At 71.1% G+C, this 15,932-nt stretch carries 10 protein-coding genes; 1 reads left to right on the top strand and 9 read right to left on the bottom strand.

What is annotated here, in order from left to right:
- Nucleotides 1-331: 331 nt before the first annotated feature.
- The 9 genes from ACZ6Y7_RS37070 to eccD form a co-directional block, all read right to left on the bottom strand.
- Nucleotides 332-2,017, bottom strand: a complete 1,686-nt coding sequence (locus ACZ6Y7_RS37070; protein ID WP_465762374.1) for a ribonuclease J — start codon at nt 2,015-2,017, stop codon at nt 332-334.
- Nucleotides 2,018-2,184: 167 nt separating this feature from the next.
- The gene (gene dapA / locus ACZ6Y7_RS37065; RefSeq protein ID WP_465762373.1) at nt 2,185-3,084 is read right to left on the bottom strand and encodes a 4-hydroxy-tetrahydrodipicolinate synthase; all 900 of its coding nucleotides are present in this window, start codon (nt 3,082-3,084) and stop codon (nt 2,185-2,187) included.
- Nucleotides 3,085-3,299: 215 nt separating this feature from the next.
- Nucleotides 3,300-4,031: an FAD-dependent thymidylate synthase gene (gene thyX, locus ACZ6Y7_RS37060; protein WP_465762372.1), complete on the bottom strand. Its 732-nt coding sequence runs from the start codon at nt 4,029-4,031 to the stop codon at nt 3,300-3,302.
- Nucleotides 4,028-4,486, bottom strand: coding sequence for a tetratricopeptide repeat protein (locus tag ACZ6Y7_RS37055; protein ID WP_465762371.1), 459 nt, complete (start codon nt 4,484-4,486; stop codon nt 4,028-4,030). Before ACZ6Y7_RS37055 ends, thyX begins: the two co-directional genes overlap by 4 nt.
- A gap of 28 nt (nt 4,487-4,514) precedes the next feature.
- Nucleotides 4,515-5,261, bottom strand: a complete 747-nt coding sequence (gene dapB, locus ACZ6Y7_RS37050; protein ID WP_465762370.1) for a 4-hydroxy-tetrahydrodipicolinate reductase — start codon at nt 5,259-5,261, stop codon at nt 4,515-4,517.
- Between the two features lie 28 nt (nt 5,262-5,289).
- A complete protein-coding gene (locus tag ACZ6Y7_RS37045; protein ID WP_465762369.1) occupies nt 5,290-6,642 on the bottom strand; it encodes a M16 family metallopeptidase in 1,353 nt (450 codons plus the stop codon).
- Nucleotides 6,643-6,763: 121 nt separating this feature from the next.
- Nucleotides 6,764-8,971: a polyribonucleotide nucleotidyltransferase gene (locus tag ACZ6Y7_RS37040; protein WP_465762368.1), complete on the bottom strand. Its 2,208-nt coding sequence runs from the start codon at nt 8,969-8,971 to the stop codon at nt 6,764-6,766.
- Nucleotides 8,972-9,427: 456 nt separating this feature from the next.
- Complete coding sequence (gene rpsO / locus ACZ6Y7_RS37035; RefSeq protein WP_209416808.1) at nt 9,428-9,718, bottom strand: 30S ribosomal protein S15; 291 nt, start codon at nt 9,716-9,718, stop codon at nt 9,428-9,430.
- Nucleotides 9,719-9,907: 189 nt separating this feature from the next.
- The gene (eccD, locus tag ACZ6Y7_RS37030) at nt 9,908-11,368 is read right to left on the bottom strand and encodes a type VII secretion integral membrane protein EccD (protein ID WP_465762367.1); all 1,461 of its coding nucleotides are present in this window, start codon (nt 11,366-11,368) and stop codon (nt 9,908-9,910) included.
- A gap of 313 nt (nt 11,369-11,681) precedes the next feature.
- On the opposite strand from eccD, the gene eccCa reads away from it, so the two are divergent.
- Nucleotides 11,682-15,623 (top strand): type VII secretion protein EccCa, encoded by a 3,942-nt coding sequence (gene eccCa, locus ACZ6Y7_RS37025; RefSeq protein ID WP_465762366.1) that lies wholly within the window; start codon nt 11,682-11,684, stop codon nt 15,621-15,623.
- The last annotated feature ends 309 nt before the right edge of the window (nt 15,624-15,932 follow it).

Here is a 15,932-nt window from a genome sequence, read left to right as displayed (position 1 = left end):
AAGGAACGGACGCTTCCTTCGAGCCGCCTTCCAGCAGGCCCTCCGGGCTTCGTTCTTTCGTGTTTCCAGCTTATCAGATGTTTTCCGCTCCGTTTTCCGGAGTTTCTTTCATCGAATCGGCTTTTGCCTTTCGGCGCTCCCGAACTCTACCAGAGTTTTTCGGGCCGTTTTCCCCGGTAGTTCTCGAATTCAGATTCGAGCCCGTTCCGAGGGGCCGTCCCGTGGGGCAACCCGGAGAACATTACGCACCGGGCCGCCCCACGTCAAACCAGCCTCAGCCGGGGACGAACGGGCGCCTGAACAGGCGCCTGAACGAGCGCCAGGGCGAGTGTCAGACCTCGACCACGACCGGCAGGATCATCGGCCGGCGGCGGTAGTTGTCCGCCACCCACTTGCCGACGGTCCGGCGAACCAGCTGCTGCACCTGGCGGGGCTCCAGTACGCCGTCGCTCGCCGAGCGGTCCAGGGCCTCCTGGAGCTTGGAGGCCACGGGGACGAAAGCACCGTCGTCGATGCCGGAACCGCGCGCCTGGATGGTCGGGCCGCCGACGATCTTGCCGTTGGTCGAGTCGACCGCGACGAAGACCGAGATGAAGCCCTCCTCGCCGAGGATCCTGCGGTCCTTGAGCGAGGCCTCGGTGATGTCGCCGACCGACGAGCCGTCCACGTAGACGTACCCGGCCTGCACCTTGCCGACGATCCGGGCGACGCCCTTCTCCAGGTCGACGCACACGCCGTCCTCGGCGATGACCACGCGGTTGCGCGGCACGCCGGTGGCGATGCCCAGGTCGGCGGCCGCCCGCAGGTGGCGCCACTCGCCGTGGACCGGCATCAGGTTGCGCGGCTTGCAGATGTTGAAGAAGTAGAGCAGCTCGCCGGCCGAGGCGTGGCCGGAGACGTGCACCTTGGCGTTGCCCTTGTGCACGACCTTGGCGCCCCACCGGGTCAGGCCGTTGATCACCCGGTAGACGGCGTTCTCGTTGCCGGGGATCAGGGAGGACGCCAGGACGACGGTGTCACCCTCGACGATGCGGATCTGGTGGTCGCGGTTGGCCATCCGGGAGAGTGCGGCCATCGGCTCGCCCTGCGAGCCGGTGCAGATCAGCACGACCTCCTTCTCCGGGAGGTCGTCCAGCTGCTTGACGTCCACGATCAGGTTGCCGGGGACCTTCAGGTAGCCGAGGTCGCGGGCGATGCCCATGTTGCGGACCATCGAGCGCCCGACGAAGGCGACCTTGCGGCCGTACTCGTGCGCGGCGTCCAGGACCTGCTGGATGCGGTGCACGTGGCTCGCGAAGGAGGCGACGATGATGCGCCGGTCCGCGTTCGCGAAAACGTTTCGCAGCGCGGCCGAGATGTCCCGCTCGTGCGGGATGAAGCCGGGGACCTCGGCGTTGGTGGAGTCCACCAGCAGCAGGTCCATGCCCTCCTCCGCCAGCTTGGCGAAGGTGGGCAGGTCGGTCAGGCGGCCGTCGAGCGGCAGCTGGTCCATCTTGAAGTCGCCGGTGGCCACGACCATGCCGGCGGGGGTGCGGACGGCCACGGCGAGGGCGTCCGGGATGGAGTGGTTGACCGCGATGAACTCGCAGTCGAAGGGGCCGATGCGCTCGCGCTCGCCCTCCTTGACCTCCAGCACGTACGGGCGGATCCGGTGCTCGGCGAGCTTGGCCTCGATCAGGGCCAGGGTCAGCTTCGAGCCGATCAGCGGGATGTCCGGGTTCTCCCGCAGGAGGAACGGGACGGCGCCGATGTGGTCCTCGTGCCCGTGGGTGAGGATGATGCCGTCGATCTTGTCGAGGCGGTCCCGGATGTAGGTGAAGTCCGGAAGGATCAGGTCCACGCCGGGCTGCTCGTCCTCGGGGAAGAGGACGCCGCAGTCGACGATCAGGATGCGGTCCCCGTATTCGAAGACCGTCATGTTGCGGCCGATCTCACCGAGGCCGCCGAGCGGAGTGATGCGGAGGGCGCCCTCCTTCAGGGCCGGGGGTGCGCCGAGTTCGGGGTGCGGGTGGCTCAAAAGACTCTCCTCACGACGCACGCCATATGCCCGGGGTCCTCCCCCGGCGACATATGGCGTGCGTACTCAGTGTCGTTTTCCTACTGGGTCTGTGCTCTCGCGCCTTCGGTCCGGTCCAGCGGCGGACCCGGGGGTCCGGCGAGCCGGGGCGCGCACGTCTGTGTCTGCTACAGGTGTACCCCGCCGGCGGCGAGATCCTGCTTCAATCGCGCGATCTCCTCGGGCGTCGCTCCGATCAGCGGGAGCCGCAGCGGACCGGCCGGAAGGCCCTGCAGCTCCAGCGCCGCCTTGGTGAGGATCACGCCCTGCGTGCGGAACATACCGCTGAACACCGGCAGCAGGCGCTGGTGGATGCTGGTGGCCTTGACCACATCGCCCGCCAGGTGGGCCTCGATCATCGTGCGCAGTTCGCCGGCCACGACGTGCCCGACGACGCTGACCACACCGACGGCTCCGACGGACAGCAGCGGCAGGTTCAGGATGTCGTCGCCGGAGTACCAGGCGAGGTCGGAGCGGGCGATCGCCCAGGCCGCGGCGCCGAGGTCGCCCTTGGCGTCCTTGTTGGCGACGATCCGCGGGTGCTCGCCGAGACGGACCAGCGTCTCGTGGCTGAGCGCCACCCCGCTGCGGCCCGGGATGTCGTACAGCATGACCGGCAGCTCGGTGGCGTCGGCCACGGCGACGGTGTGCCGGTACAGGCCCTCCTGCGGGGGCTTGCTGTAGTACGGCGTGACGGCCAGCAGGCCGTGTGCTCCGGCGGCCTGCGCCTGTCGGGCCAGCTCGATGCTGTGGTGGGTGTCGTTGGTGCCGACACCGGCCACCACGTGGGCGCGATCCCCGACCGCCTCCACCACGGCGCGGATCAGCTGGGCCTTCTCGGCGTCGCTGGTGGTCGGGGACTCACCGGTGGTGCCGTTGACGACGAGGCCGTCGTTGCCGGAGTCGACGAGGTGCGTGGCGAGGCGCTGGGCGCCGTCGAGGTCGAGTCCGCCGTCGGCGGTGAACGGGGTGACCATCGCGGTCAGGACCCGGCCGAACGGCGTCTGGGGGGTGGAGATCGGAGCCATGCGTCCAAAACTACTCGTAGGCGGTGGGGCGGTACCCATGCCGGTCCAGGGTTCGGACAGGTGTGGCGGGCCGGGGGCAAAGAGATGGGATCCCGGTGCTGCCCGCTCGGGGGTTCAGGCAGCACCGGAATCCGTGTTCACGAATGTAGGGAGCGGCTAGAAAAGCCGCAATCCAGACATGCCAGACACTCTGCCCATATGCCTGTCGTCCCAGGTCAGGGGGCGACTCGACCGTGCTTCTCGAAGGCCGCATGGGTGAGCGGCATGAGCTGCGCCCACTGCTCCTCCATCTGCTCGGCGACCATCTCGATCTCGCGCTGCGGGAAGGACGGCACCGCCGAGTTCTCCCGCTTGGTGCGCAGCGACAGGAAGTGCATCAGCGAGCGCGAGTTGCAGGTCGCGTACATCGAGGAGAACAGGCCCACCGGCAGCACCGCGCGGGCCACCTCGCGCGCCACCCCGGCCGCCAGCATCTCCTGGTAGCGGGCGTAGGACTCGCGGTAGGAGGCCTCCATCGCCTTGGTGACGGTCGCGTGCTGCTTCGGGGAGCCCTCGACGAACTCGTAGCGCCCCGGACGGCCCTGCTGGACCAGCTTGCGGTCCTCGGCGGGCACGTAGAAGACCGGCTCCAGCTCGCGGTAGCGGCCGGACTCCTCGTTGTACGACCAGCCGCTGCGGTGCCGGTGGAACTCCCGGAAGACGAAGATCGGCGCGCTGATGAAGAAGGTCATCGAGTTGTGCTCGAACGGCGTGCCGTGCCGGTCGCGCATCAGGAAGTTGATCAGACCCTTCGACTTCTCCGGGTCCTGCGAGAGCGCCTCCAGGGACTGCTCCCCCGCGGTCGAGACCCGGGCCGCCCAGATGACGTCCGAGTCGGCGGCGGCGCTGCGGACCAGCTCCACCGTCACGTCGCTGCGGAAACTGGGGGCCGTCGGTTCGTCGCTCACGCGTTGCTCCTTGCGGGTTCGGTGCTGTGCAGCTTGATGGCGTGCTGCATGGTCTTGCGGGCGCGCGGGGTGTCGCCGGCGTCGGCGTAGGCCACGGCGAGTCGGAACCAGACCCGCCAGTCGCCCGGCTCGGCCTCCGCCTCGGCCTGGCGGCGGGCGAACACCGCGTCGGCCGAGGCCCGGTCGATCCGCCCGCCACTGGAGCGCTTCAGCTCGTCCACCGGCAGGCCGCCCTCGGCCTCCAGCTCCCGGGCGAGGCGCTCGCTGTCCCGTCCGAAGCGGACGGTCTGGCGCAGGAACCAGACGCCGATCACCGGGATGACGAAGGCGCAGACCCCGATGCCGATGCCGAGCGGCTTGCCGGTGGCGACCAGCTGGACGCCCTCCCCCACGCAGATCAGGGCGACCAGCAGCAGCACGCCGGACAGGACGAAGAAGCCGGTACGGGAGGTCATGACGCGCTCCTCCTGGGAATCGACACGGTCACAGGTCCAGGAAGTGCTCGAGGCCGAAGGTCAGCCCCGGCGTCTCGACGACCTTGCGCACGCCCAGCAGGATGCCCGGCATGAAGCTGCTGTGGTGCAGCGAGTCGTGCCGGATGGTGAGCGTCTCGCCGGTGTCGCCGAACATCACCTGCTGGTGGGCGAGCAGACCGCGCAGCCGCACCGCGTGCACCGGCACCCCGTCCACGTCGGCGCCGCGCGCGCCGGGCAGGCTGTGGGTGGTCGGGTCCTGCTGCGGCGGGCGGCCGGCCTCGGCCCGGGCGGCCGCGATCAGCTGCGCGGTGCGGGTGGCGGTGCCGCTGGGCGCGTCGGCCTTGCGGTCGTGGTGCAGCTCGACCACCTCGACCGACTCGAAGTACTTCGCCGCGACCTGGGAGAACTTCATGCCGAGGATCGCGCCGATGGAGAAGTTCGGCGCGATCAGCAGACCGAGTTCCGGCGCCTCGTCCAACCAGCCGCGGACGGTGGCGAGCCGCTCGTCCGTCCAGCCGGTGGTGCCGGTGACGACGTGGATCCCGTGGTGGACGCAGTAGTCGAGGTTGCCCATCACCGAGTCCGGATGGGTCAGCTCCACGGCCACCTGGGCCCCGGAGTCGGTCAGCTCCGTCAACTCGGAGCCGCGGCCGAGCGCGGCCACCAGCTCCAGGTCCGGCGCGGCCTCCACCGCCTTGACCGCCTCGGAGCCGATCCGTCCCTTGGCGCCGATCACGGCGACACGCAGCGTCATAGCGAAGTTCCTCTCACACCGGCCGGTCTCAGACCAGCAGATCGGCGAGCTTGGCGGCCCGCTTGTCGTTGATCGGACCGATCAGCGCCAGCGACGGCCGGTACGCGCCCAGCACATCACGGGCCACCTCCTGGACGTCGTCCAGGGTCACCGCGGCGATCCGCTCCAGCATGTCGTCCACCGACAGGTGGTGGCCGTAGCTGAGCTCGGCCTTGCCGATCCGGTTCATCAGCGAGCCGGTGTCCTCCATGCCGAGCACGGTGGAGCCGGAGATCTGCCCGATCGCGCGCTGCAGCTCCTCCTCGGTGATGCCGTCGGCCACCACCTTGGCCAGCTCGGCGCGGCAGATCCGCAGCACCTCCTCGACCCGCTTGGGCTGGCAGCCGGCGTAGATGCCGAACAGGCCGCTGTCCGCGTAGGACGAGGAGTACGAGTAGACCGAGTACGCCAGGCCGCGCTTCTCGCGGACCTCCTGGAACAGCCGGGAGCTCATCCCGCCGCCCAGCGCCGCGTTGAGCACGCCCATCGCCCAGCGGCGCTCGTCGTGGCGGGGCACCCCGGGCACGCCCAGCACCAGGTGGGCCTGCTCGGTGGACCGGTTGAGCACCTCGACCTTGCCGGCCGTCCGCACCGCCTTGACGCCGCGGCGGGCCTCGGCGGGGGCCGCCGAGGAGCGGACCAGCACCGGGGCGAAGGCCTCCTCGACCTGCTTGACCACCTTGCGGTGGTCCAGGTTGCCGGCTGCGGCGACGACCAGGTGCTCGGGCCGGTAGCGGCGGCGGTAGAAGCCCGCGATCTGGTCCCGGGTGAGCGTCCTGATGGTCTCCTGGGTGCCGAGGATCGGGCGGCCGAGCGGTCCGCTGCCGTAGATCACCTTGGCGAACAGGTCGTGCACCACGTCGCCCGGGTCGTCCTCGGCCATCGCCATCTCCTCGAGGATGACGCCGCGCTCGGCCTCCACGTCCTCGGTGCGGATCAGCGAGCCGGTGAGCATGTCGCAGACCACGTCGATGGCCAGCGGCAGGTCGGTGTCCAGGACCCGGGCGTAGTAGCAGGTGTTCTCCTTCGCGGTGAAGGCGTTCATCTCGCCGCCGACCGCGTCCAGGGCCGCCGAGATGTCCAGCGCGCTGCGCCGCTCGGTGCCCTTGAAGAGCAGGTGCTCCAGGTAGTGGGTGGCGCCGTTGAGCTGCGGGGTCTCGTCCCGCGAGCCGACGCCGACCCAGATGCCGAAGGTCGCGGAGCGGACCGTCGGCAGGGTCTCGGTGACGACCCGCAGGCCGCCGGGGAGGACGGTGCGGCGCACCGTGCCGGCGCCGTCGACGCCCTTGAGCAGGGTCCGGGTGGTGCCGGGGCGCTGCTTTACCGCCGGGGCCTGGGCCACGGGGGGTACCTCCAGAGGAAACGCACGTGGGTGAAGGCACGTGCGGACGAAAGCATGGACAACGGGGTGCGGCCCGCACGCCGCGGAGGCGTACGGGCCGCAGGGATCAGCTAGCGGCGCTTCACTCGGAAGCGGCCTCGCCGCCCTCTTCGCCCTCGATGACCGGGATCAGGGAGAGCTTGCCGCGCGGGTCGATCTCGGCGATCTCGACCTGGACCTTGGCGCCGACGCCGAGGACGTCCTCGACGTTCTCCACGCGCTTGCCGCCGGCCAGCTTGCGGATCTGCGAGATGTGGAGCAGGCCGTCCTTGCCCGGCATCAGCGACACGAACGCGCCGAAGGTCGTGGTCTTGACCACGGTGCCCAGGTAGCGCTCGCCGACCTCCGGCATGGTCGGGTTGGCGATCTGGTTGATCGTGGTGCGGGCGGCCTCGGCGGCCGGGCCGTCGGCGGCACCGATGTAGATGGTGCCGTCGTCCTCGATCGTGATCTCGGCGCCGGTGTCCTCCTGGATCTGGTTGATCATCTTGCCCTTGGGGCCGATGACCTCACCGATCTTGTCCACCGGGATCTTGATGGTGATGATGCGCGGCGCGTTCGGCGACATCTCGTCCGGGGAGTCGATGGCCTCGTTCATCACGTCGAGGATGTGCAGGCGGGCGTCCTTGGCCTGCTTCAGCGCGGCGGCGAGCACCGACGCCGGGATGCCGTTCAGCTTGGTGTCCAGCTGCAGGGCGGTGATGAAGTTGCGGGTACCGGCGACCTTGAAGTCCATGTCGCCGTACGCGTCCTCGGCGCCGAGGATGTCGGTCAGCGTGACGTAGTGGGTCTCGCCGTCGATCTCCTGGGAGATCAGGCCCATCGCGATGCCGGCGACGGCGGCCTTCAGCGGCACACCGGCGTTCAGCAGCGACATGGTCGAGGCGCAGACCGAGCCCATCGAGGTGGAGCCGTTGGAGCCGAGCGCCTCGGAGACCTGGCGGATGGCGTACGGGAACTCCTCGCGGGAGGGCAGCACGGGCAGGATCGCCCGCTCGGCCAGCGCGCCGTGGCCGATCTCGCGGCGCTTGGGCGAGCCCACGCGGCCGGTCTCGCCGACGGAGTACGGCGGGAAGTTGTAGTTGTGCATGTAGCGGCGGCGCGTCTCCGGGGAGAGCGTGTCCAGCTGCTGCTCCATGCGCAGCATGTTCAGCGTGGTGACACCCAGGATCTGGGTCTCGCCGCGCTCGAACAGGGCCGAGCCGTGCACCCGCGGGATGGCCTCGACCTCGGCGGCCAGGGTGCGGATGTCGGTGACGCCGCGGCCGTCGATGCGGACCTTGTCCTTGATGACGCGCTCGCGGACGATCTTCTTGGTCAGCGCGTTGTAGGCGGCGCTGATCTCCTTCTCGCGGCCCTCGAACTCGGGGAGCAGCTTCTCGGCGGCCAGCGCCTTGACGCGGTCCAGCTCGTTGTTGCGCTCCTGCTTGCCCGGGATGGTGAGGGCCTGGGCGAGCTCGTCCTTGACGGCGGCGGTCAGCGCGGCGAGGACGTCGTCCTGGTAGTCCAGGAAGACCGGGAACTCGCCGGTCGGCTTGGCGGCCTGGGCGGCCAGCTGCGCCTGCGCGGCGCAGAGGACCTTGATGAACGGCTTGGCGGCCTCGAGGCCGGAGGCGACGACCTCCTCGGTCGGCGCGTCGGCGCCGCCCTCGACCAGCTTGATGGTCTTGTCGGTGGCCTCGGCCTCGACCATCATGATCGCGACGTCGCCGTCCGGCAGGACGCGACCGGCGACGACCATGTCGAAGACGGCCGACTCCAGCTCGCTGTGGGTCGGGAAGGCGACCCACTGGCCGTTGATCAGCGCGACGCGCACGCCGCCGATCGGGCCGGAGAACGGCAGGCCCGCCAGCTGGGTGGAGGCGGAGGCGGCGTTGATCGCGACCACGTCGTACAGGTGGTCCGGGTTGAGCGCCATCACGGTGACGACGACCTGGACCTCGTTGCGCAGGCCCTTGACGAAGGACGGGCGCAGCGGGCGGTCGATCAGGCGGCAGGTGAGGATCGCGTCCTCGGAGGGCCGGCCCTCACGACGGAAGAACGAGCCGGGGATGCGGCCCGCGGCGTACATCCGCTCCTCGACGTCCACGGTCAGCGGGAAGAAGTCGAAGTGCTCCTTCGGCTGCTTGGACGCGCTGGTGGCCGACAGCACCATGGTGTCGTCGTCCAGGTAGGCCACGGCGGAGCCGGCGGCCTGACGGGCCAGACGGCCGGTCTCGAAGCGGATGGTACGGGTGCCGAAGGAACCGTTGTCGATCACGGCCTCGGCGTAGAACACGTTCTCTTCCACCTGGAAGATCTCCTCTTTCGTACGTCTCCGGGAGAGCGCCCCCGCGCAGTGCCTGCGGTCGGCCCTGGGGCCCTCCTTGCCGGGGAGGGCGGCAGTCGGGCCGGTCTTCGATCGAAGCCTCCGGGGTGCCCCGCTCGGTCTGCGGGGGTTCCGGCGGCCACTACCGAGGACCGGCGCCACACGGCTGCCGGGCCGGAGGGGCGGTCCGCGTCTGGACGCTCTCTCGGATGCGGGCGGCTTCCGTTTGAAGCCTTCGTCCCGCGGGGGGTTCGGGTCTTTCGCCTGGGTGGCGCGCTGGTGCGCCATCACCCGGCATGCCCACAACCCTACGGTGCAATCCTCGGGCACCCGGGGAGGTGCGCGCGAGTTGTTATGTCCGGGCGCCGCGGCCCGACGGCCGCGGCATACGCGCGAGGGGCGGCTCCCCGGAGTGGGGAGCCGCCCCGAGCGGCGGTCTTAGCGGGCGCCACCGGCGGCACCGCGGCGGATGCCCAGGCGGTCGACGAGCGTACGGAAGCGCTCGATGTCCTTCTTGGCCAGGTACTGCAGCAGACGGCGGCGCTGGCCGACCAGGATCAGCAGGCCACGACGGGAGTGGTGGTCGTGCTTGTGCGACTTGAGGTGCTCGGTCAGGTCCGAGATGCGGCGGGAGAGCATGGCCACCTGAACCTCGGGGGAGCCGGTGTCGCCCTCCTTCTGGCCGAACTCGGCGATGATCTGCTTCTTGACGTCAGAGGCGAGAGCCACTGCAACTCCTTCGGGGTCTACCGAGCGGTCCTGGTCGACAACACAGGACTCATCGAGAACTCGGTGTCGTGAGCGCCGCCCGCGCTGTGCGCCCCGGGGGGCTGCGGACACACGGCTGCACTCGAAGGCCAAGCGTACCAGTGCCGCCCACCCGGCCGATCAGCGGGCCGGCGGGAGGCCCGGGGCGGGTCAGCCGATGGCGCCGCGGACCAGTCGGTAGACGTCCAGGACGGCGAGCGCCAGCGGGACGAGCGAGATCAGGGTGAGGCTGTCGACCAGGTCCAGCATGCGGCCCCAGAAGGGGGAGACGCCGAGCCGGGGCACCACCAGCGCGATCGCGACGAGCAGCGCGGCGCCGAAGGCGATGGAGACCGCCAGCCAGATGGTGCGCAGGTCGAGCTGGGTGGTGGAGCCGGCCACCCGCAGGAAGAACTGCGGGGTGTGCAGGGACAGCCCGACGATCAGCAGGCACAGGCCGAGCAGGCCGGCCACGGTGAGGCTGAGGACCTGCGCGGTGTAGCGGAACAGCCGGGCGCGCAGCATGGTGGCCAGGCCCAGGGCGAGCGCGAGCACCTCGGGGAAGGTCTCGTCGGTGAAACCGAGGACGGCGCAGGCGCCGACCACGACCGCGGCGCAGCCGCCGACCAGGCCGACCAGCACCTCGTGGCCGCGGCGGGCCTGGTGCGCGATCTTCTCGTACTGGACGGCCTCGGCGCGCTCGGCCTCCTCGTCGTAGTCGCGGCTGCGGGTGCGGGTCTGGCCGGGGGCGCTGAAGCCGACCGGCAGCCGGGCGAAGCGGGCGGAGAGGCCCGGCAGGAAGCCGACGGCGGCGACGGCGGCGACGCCGGTGACGGCGGCGATGTGCCCGGCCGGGGTCGCGGGCATCAGGACGGCGGCGAAGGTGGCGAGCGCGCCGGCGGCGGCGACCAGGGCGGCGGCGACGAACACCGCGTCCTTCTCCGGCAGCAGACCGCTCAGCAGGACGGCGACCACCAGGACGGCGGTGCAGCCGGCCAGGAACTGGAGCCGGCCGGGGCCGTCCCACGGGTGGGCGACGGCGATGAGCCCGCTCCCGGCGATCATGGCGTGCGGCAGGGCGCCGAGGCCGAGCGCGAGCGCGGCGTGCGCGTCCTGGTAGACCCGGGCGCGGACGCCGGCCAGCGCGGTGAGCACGACGGCGGTCACGCCGGCCAGCACGCCGGGCAGGCCGTGCATGTCGTGGCGCAGGTCGGAGAACCAGAGCGCGAAGCCGAGCAGGGCGAGCAGCACCCCGGCGCCGATGAGTCCGAAGCCGCGCATCAGCTCGGCGGTCCAGAACCGGCGGTCGGCCTCGACGGCGCTGGCGATGGCGTCGGCGACGTCGTCGTAGACGGCCGGCGGCAGGGACTCGGCGAAGGGGCGCAGCGCGAGCAGGTCGCCGTCGCGGACCTGCTGGGCGGCCAGTGGCAGACCGCTGTCCAGGACGGTGCCGTCCCGGCGGACCAGGTGGAAGCCGGTGGGGGCGCCGTCGGGCTGGCTCTGGTTGGCCAGGCGCAGCACCTCGGGGTAGACGTCCGCGAGCGGGATGTCCTCGGGCAGGGCGACGTCGATCCGGCGGTCCGGGGCGACGACGGTCACCCGGCAGTAGCCGGTCGCGGCGGACGTGGTCATGGCCGCACCTCGATCCTTCGACGCACGTGGCGCTCCCCCTTGTTGACGGTGCCGAGGCCGGCGGCGCTCGGTGTGGCTGCGGAACCGGCCCGACCGGGCCGCGAGTTGGCGCGGCGTTACCCTACCCGTTCGGCTGGTGACCGGGGCCTGTCGGGCGGTACGGGCCCGACCGTTAGGATCGGCGCCTGCGCGAAGGTACGGGGGGCTGCGCTGTGTGGGGCGTCCTCAGCCACCGGATTCCCGTACGGGCCGTGCGCAGTCGCGTGCGGGCTGATGCCGAAGTGATCGATCGACGCCACGGGGTGGATGACACATGGGTGTGATCACGGTCAAGCGACCGGCCAGGGCCTATCCGCCCACGGTGCCGGACGAACCGGTGGAGCTGGTCAGCCCGCCCGAACTGCCCCGGCAGGGCGGCGAGGACTGGCTGATGAGCATCCTGCCGATGCTCGGCATGGGCGGTTCGGCGGTCTTCTTCTTCGCGCCGGGAGCGGCCGCCCCGATGAAGGTCATGGGCGGTCTGATGATCGCCTCGACGGTCGGCATGGTGCTGGCCCAGATCGTGCGGGCCCGCAAGGGCGGCTCCACCGCGATGGCGGACGAGCGGCGCGACTACCTCAAGTACCTGCAGCAGACGCGCCGCCAGGTGCGCCGCACGGCGGAGCGCCAGCGCGGCGCGCTGCTGTTCCTGAACCCGGCACCGGACCAGCTGTGGTCGATCGTCGAGGACGGCCGGCGGCTGTGGGAGCGGCGCCCCGGGGACGGCGACTTCGCGCAGATCCGGGTGGGTCTGGGGCCGGTGCAGCTGTCCACGCCGCTGGTGGCGCCGCAGACCGCGCCGATGGACGAGCTGGAACCGCTGTCGGCCGCCGCGATGCACTCCTTCCTGAAGGCGCACGGCACCCTGCAGGACCTGCCGTTGGCGGTGTCGCTGCGCGCCTTCTACCACATCACGGTGTGCGGGGACCCGGACTCGGTGTACGGCAACGTGCGGGCGATGATCGCCCAGTTGACCACCCTGCACTCGCCGGACGACCTGATGGTGGCGGTCGCGGCGGCGCCCGGCGCGGCCGAGGAGTGGGAGTGGACCAAGTGGCTCCCGCACAACCAGCACCGCAAGGAGAACGACGGCGCGGGCTCGCGCCGGCTGTTCGCCACCGACCTCGGTGACCTGGAGCACCTGCTGCAGGACGAGCTGGCCGGGCGCCAGCGCTTCGTCCGGGACGCGGCGCCGGCGGCGGACCAGCCGCACCTGGTGGTCGTCATGGACGGCGCCGGGGTGCCGCACGACTCGCTCCTGGCGAGCCCGGAGGGCGTGCAGGGCGTGACCGTCGTCGAGGTCGTCCCGGGCGAGGTGGACGAGCCCAGCGGGCACCTGATGGTGACGGTCAACTCCGAGGAGCTGGTGCTGCGTTCGGCCTCCGGGGCGACGTACACCGGCAAGCCGGACCTGCTCTCGGTGTGGCAGTCGGAGGCACTGGCGCGGCAGTTGGCGCCGTACCGGATCTCGGCCGGCGGGGACGACGAGCCGCTGCTGTCCAACCTGGACTTCACCGACATGATGAACTCGGGCGATCCGGGCTCCTTCGACGTGAACCGCAGCTGGCGCCAGCGCGCCCAGCACGAGCGGATGCGGGTGCCGATCGGGGTCGGCGCCAACGGCGAGCACGTCTACCTGGACATCAAGGAGGCCGCGCTGGAGGGCATGGGCCCGCACGGCCTGTGCGTGGGCGCGACCGGTTCCGGCAAGTCGGAGCTGCTGCGCACCCTGGTGCTGGCACTGGCGATGACGCACTCCTCGGAGATCCTCAACTTCGTCCTCGCCGACTTCAAGGGCGGTGCGACCTTCTCCGGCATGGCCGACATGCCGCACACCTCCGCGGTGATCACCAACCTGGAGGGCGAGCTCACCCTGGTCGACCGCATGCGCGACGCGATCGAGGGCGAGCTGCACCGCCGGCAGGAGCTGCTGCGCTCGGCGGGCAACTACGCCAACATCCACGAGTACGAGCGGGCCCGGGCGGCCGGCGCGGCGCTGGACCCGCTGCCCTCGCTGGTGCTGATCATCGACGAGTTCTCCGAGCTGCTCACCGCCAAGCCGGACTTCATCGAGATGTTCATCCAGATCGGCCGGATCGGCCGGTCGCTGGGCGTGCACCTGCTGCTGGCCTCGCAGCGCCTCGAGGAGGGCAAGCTGCGCGGCCTGGACACCTACCTCTCCTACCGGATCGGTCTGCGCACCTTCTCGGCGGCCGAGTCGCGGGCCGCGATCGGCGTGCCGGACGCGTACCACCTGCCGCCGGTGCCGGGCGTCGGCTACCTCAAGTTCGGCGAGGACGTGATGGACCGGTTCAAGGCCGCCTACGTCTCGGGCCCGTACCGGGCCCCGGGGCAGCAGCGGTCGACCGGCGGGCGGCGGGTCGCCGCGCGGCCGGTGGAGTTCACCGCGGCCTTCGTGGACCTGCCGGACCCGGTGGAGGAGGAGGCCCCGGCGGCGCCGGAGCAGGACGACGCGCTGGTGGACACCGTGCTGGACGTGTTCGTCCAGCGGATGGCCGGCCAGGGTCCGGCCGCGCACCAGGTGTGGCTGCCGCCGCTGGAGGAGGCGCCGAGCATGGACCACCTGCTGCCGCCGCTGCAGGTGGTGCCGGAGCGCGGGCTGACCGCCCCCGGCTACCCGGTGGGCCGGCTGCGGGCGCCGATCGGCGTCGTGGACAAGCCGCGCGAGCAGAAGACGGACATCCTGGAGGTCGACTACGCGGGGGCGGCCGGTCACGGCCTGGTCGTGGGCGGCCCGCGTTCGGGCAAGTCGACCGTGGTGCGCACCACGGTGGCGGCGTTCGCGCTCACCCACACCGCGCGCGAGGTGCAGTTCTACCTGCTGGACTTCGGTGCGGGCAGCTTCGGGTCGCTGGCCGGGCTGCCGCACGTCGGCGGGGTGGCCGGGCGCCTGGACGTGGACAAGGTGCGCCGGATGGTCTCCGAGGTGCACGGGGTGATGAACCGGCGCGAGGAGCTGTTCCGGGTCGCCGGGATCGACACCATCGGCACCTACCGGGCCCGCCGGGCGGCCGGGCAGTTGCCGGACGAGGCCTTCGGCGACGTCTTCCTGGTGATCGACGGCTGGAACACCTTCAAGCAGGAGTTCGAGGGCCTGGAGCCGGTCATCGGCGACATCGCGCAGCGCGGCCTCGGCTACGGCGTCCACCTGATCATCACCGCGGCCCGGTACGCGGAGGTCCGCCCGGCGCTGAAGGACCTGCTGCAGAACCGCACCGAGCTCAAACTCGGCGACGCGATGGAGTCCGAGGTCGACCGCCGGGTGGCGCAGAACGTCCCGCCGCTGGCCGGCCGCGGCGTCACCCCGGAGCGGCTGCACTTCCTGTCCGGTCTGCCGCGCCTGGACGGCTCCTCCTCCGTGGAGGACCTGCAGGACGGCGTGGCCGGGCTGGTCGCCGCGATCGACGGCGCCTGGTCGGGGCCGCGCGCCCCGCAGGTGCGGATGCTCCCGGCCGTCCTGGACGGGAACTCGCTGCCGAAGGGCTTCGAGCACCCGGAGCGCGGCGTGTCCTTCGGCGTGGACGAGGCGGAGCTGGCGCCGGTCTTCGTGAACTTCGAGACCGACCCGCTGTTCATCGTCTTCGGCGACACCGAGTCCGGGAAGTCCGCGCTCCTGCGGATGCTGATCAAGCAGATCACCGAGCGCTACACGCCGGAGCAGGCGGGCATCGTGGTCGGCGACTACCGCCGCGCGCTGCTGGGCACGGTGCCGCCGGAGTACCTGGTCGAGTACGCGGCCGCCCAGCCGGCCATGTCGGCCGTCGTGGACATGCTGCGTGGCGCCTGCTCGCGCCGTCTGCCGGGCCCGGACGTGACCGCCGAGCAGCTGCGCAACCGCAGCTGGTACAGCGGCAAGGACATGTTCGTGATCGTCGACGACTACGAGCTGGTCGCCACCGGCTCGGGCAATCCGCTGGCGCCGCTGGCCGAGTTCCTGCCGTTCGCCCGGGACATCGGCCTGCGGGTGATCGTGGCCCGCAGCGCGGGCGGCGCCGGGCGCTCGCTGTACGAGCCGGTGCTGCAGCGGATGCGCGAGCTGGGCGGCCAGGGCGTGATCCTCTCCGGGAACCGGGACGAGGGCGCGCTGCTGGGGACGGTCAAGCCCCAGGCGCTGCCGCCGGGCCGCGGGGTGTACGTGTCACGCCGCGCGACCAACGGGCAGATGGTCCAGACGGGCTGGCTACCGGTGGTGTAGCCACGCCGGCCGTGACGGACGGTGATCGAAGGGGTCGGACTCCGCAGAGTCCGACCCCTTCGGCGTCCCAGGTGCTGAAACGTTACCTAGATCTTTCCCGCCCGGTGCTGCGGTTCCCGTACCCGGCACGGGCGTCCTCCCGCCGTTTCGGGGCGCCTGGGCGTATCGCCGTCCACTCGGAGTCACGCCTTTGAATGCCGTACTTCAACTCTTTGTTTACCTTCGATTCAATCCCGAGGACGCCGAGGTAACAAGTCGGACAAACCGCGCAATGACCGAACGTGATCATCGGATCGCATGCTTATGCCG

The sequence above is a fragment of the Kitasatospora sp. NPDC053308 genome (assembly GCF_055585785.1).
The sequence above is the reverse complement of the archived record's forward strand: the minus strand, read 5'-3'. Positions and strand labels throughout refer to the sequence as shown.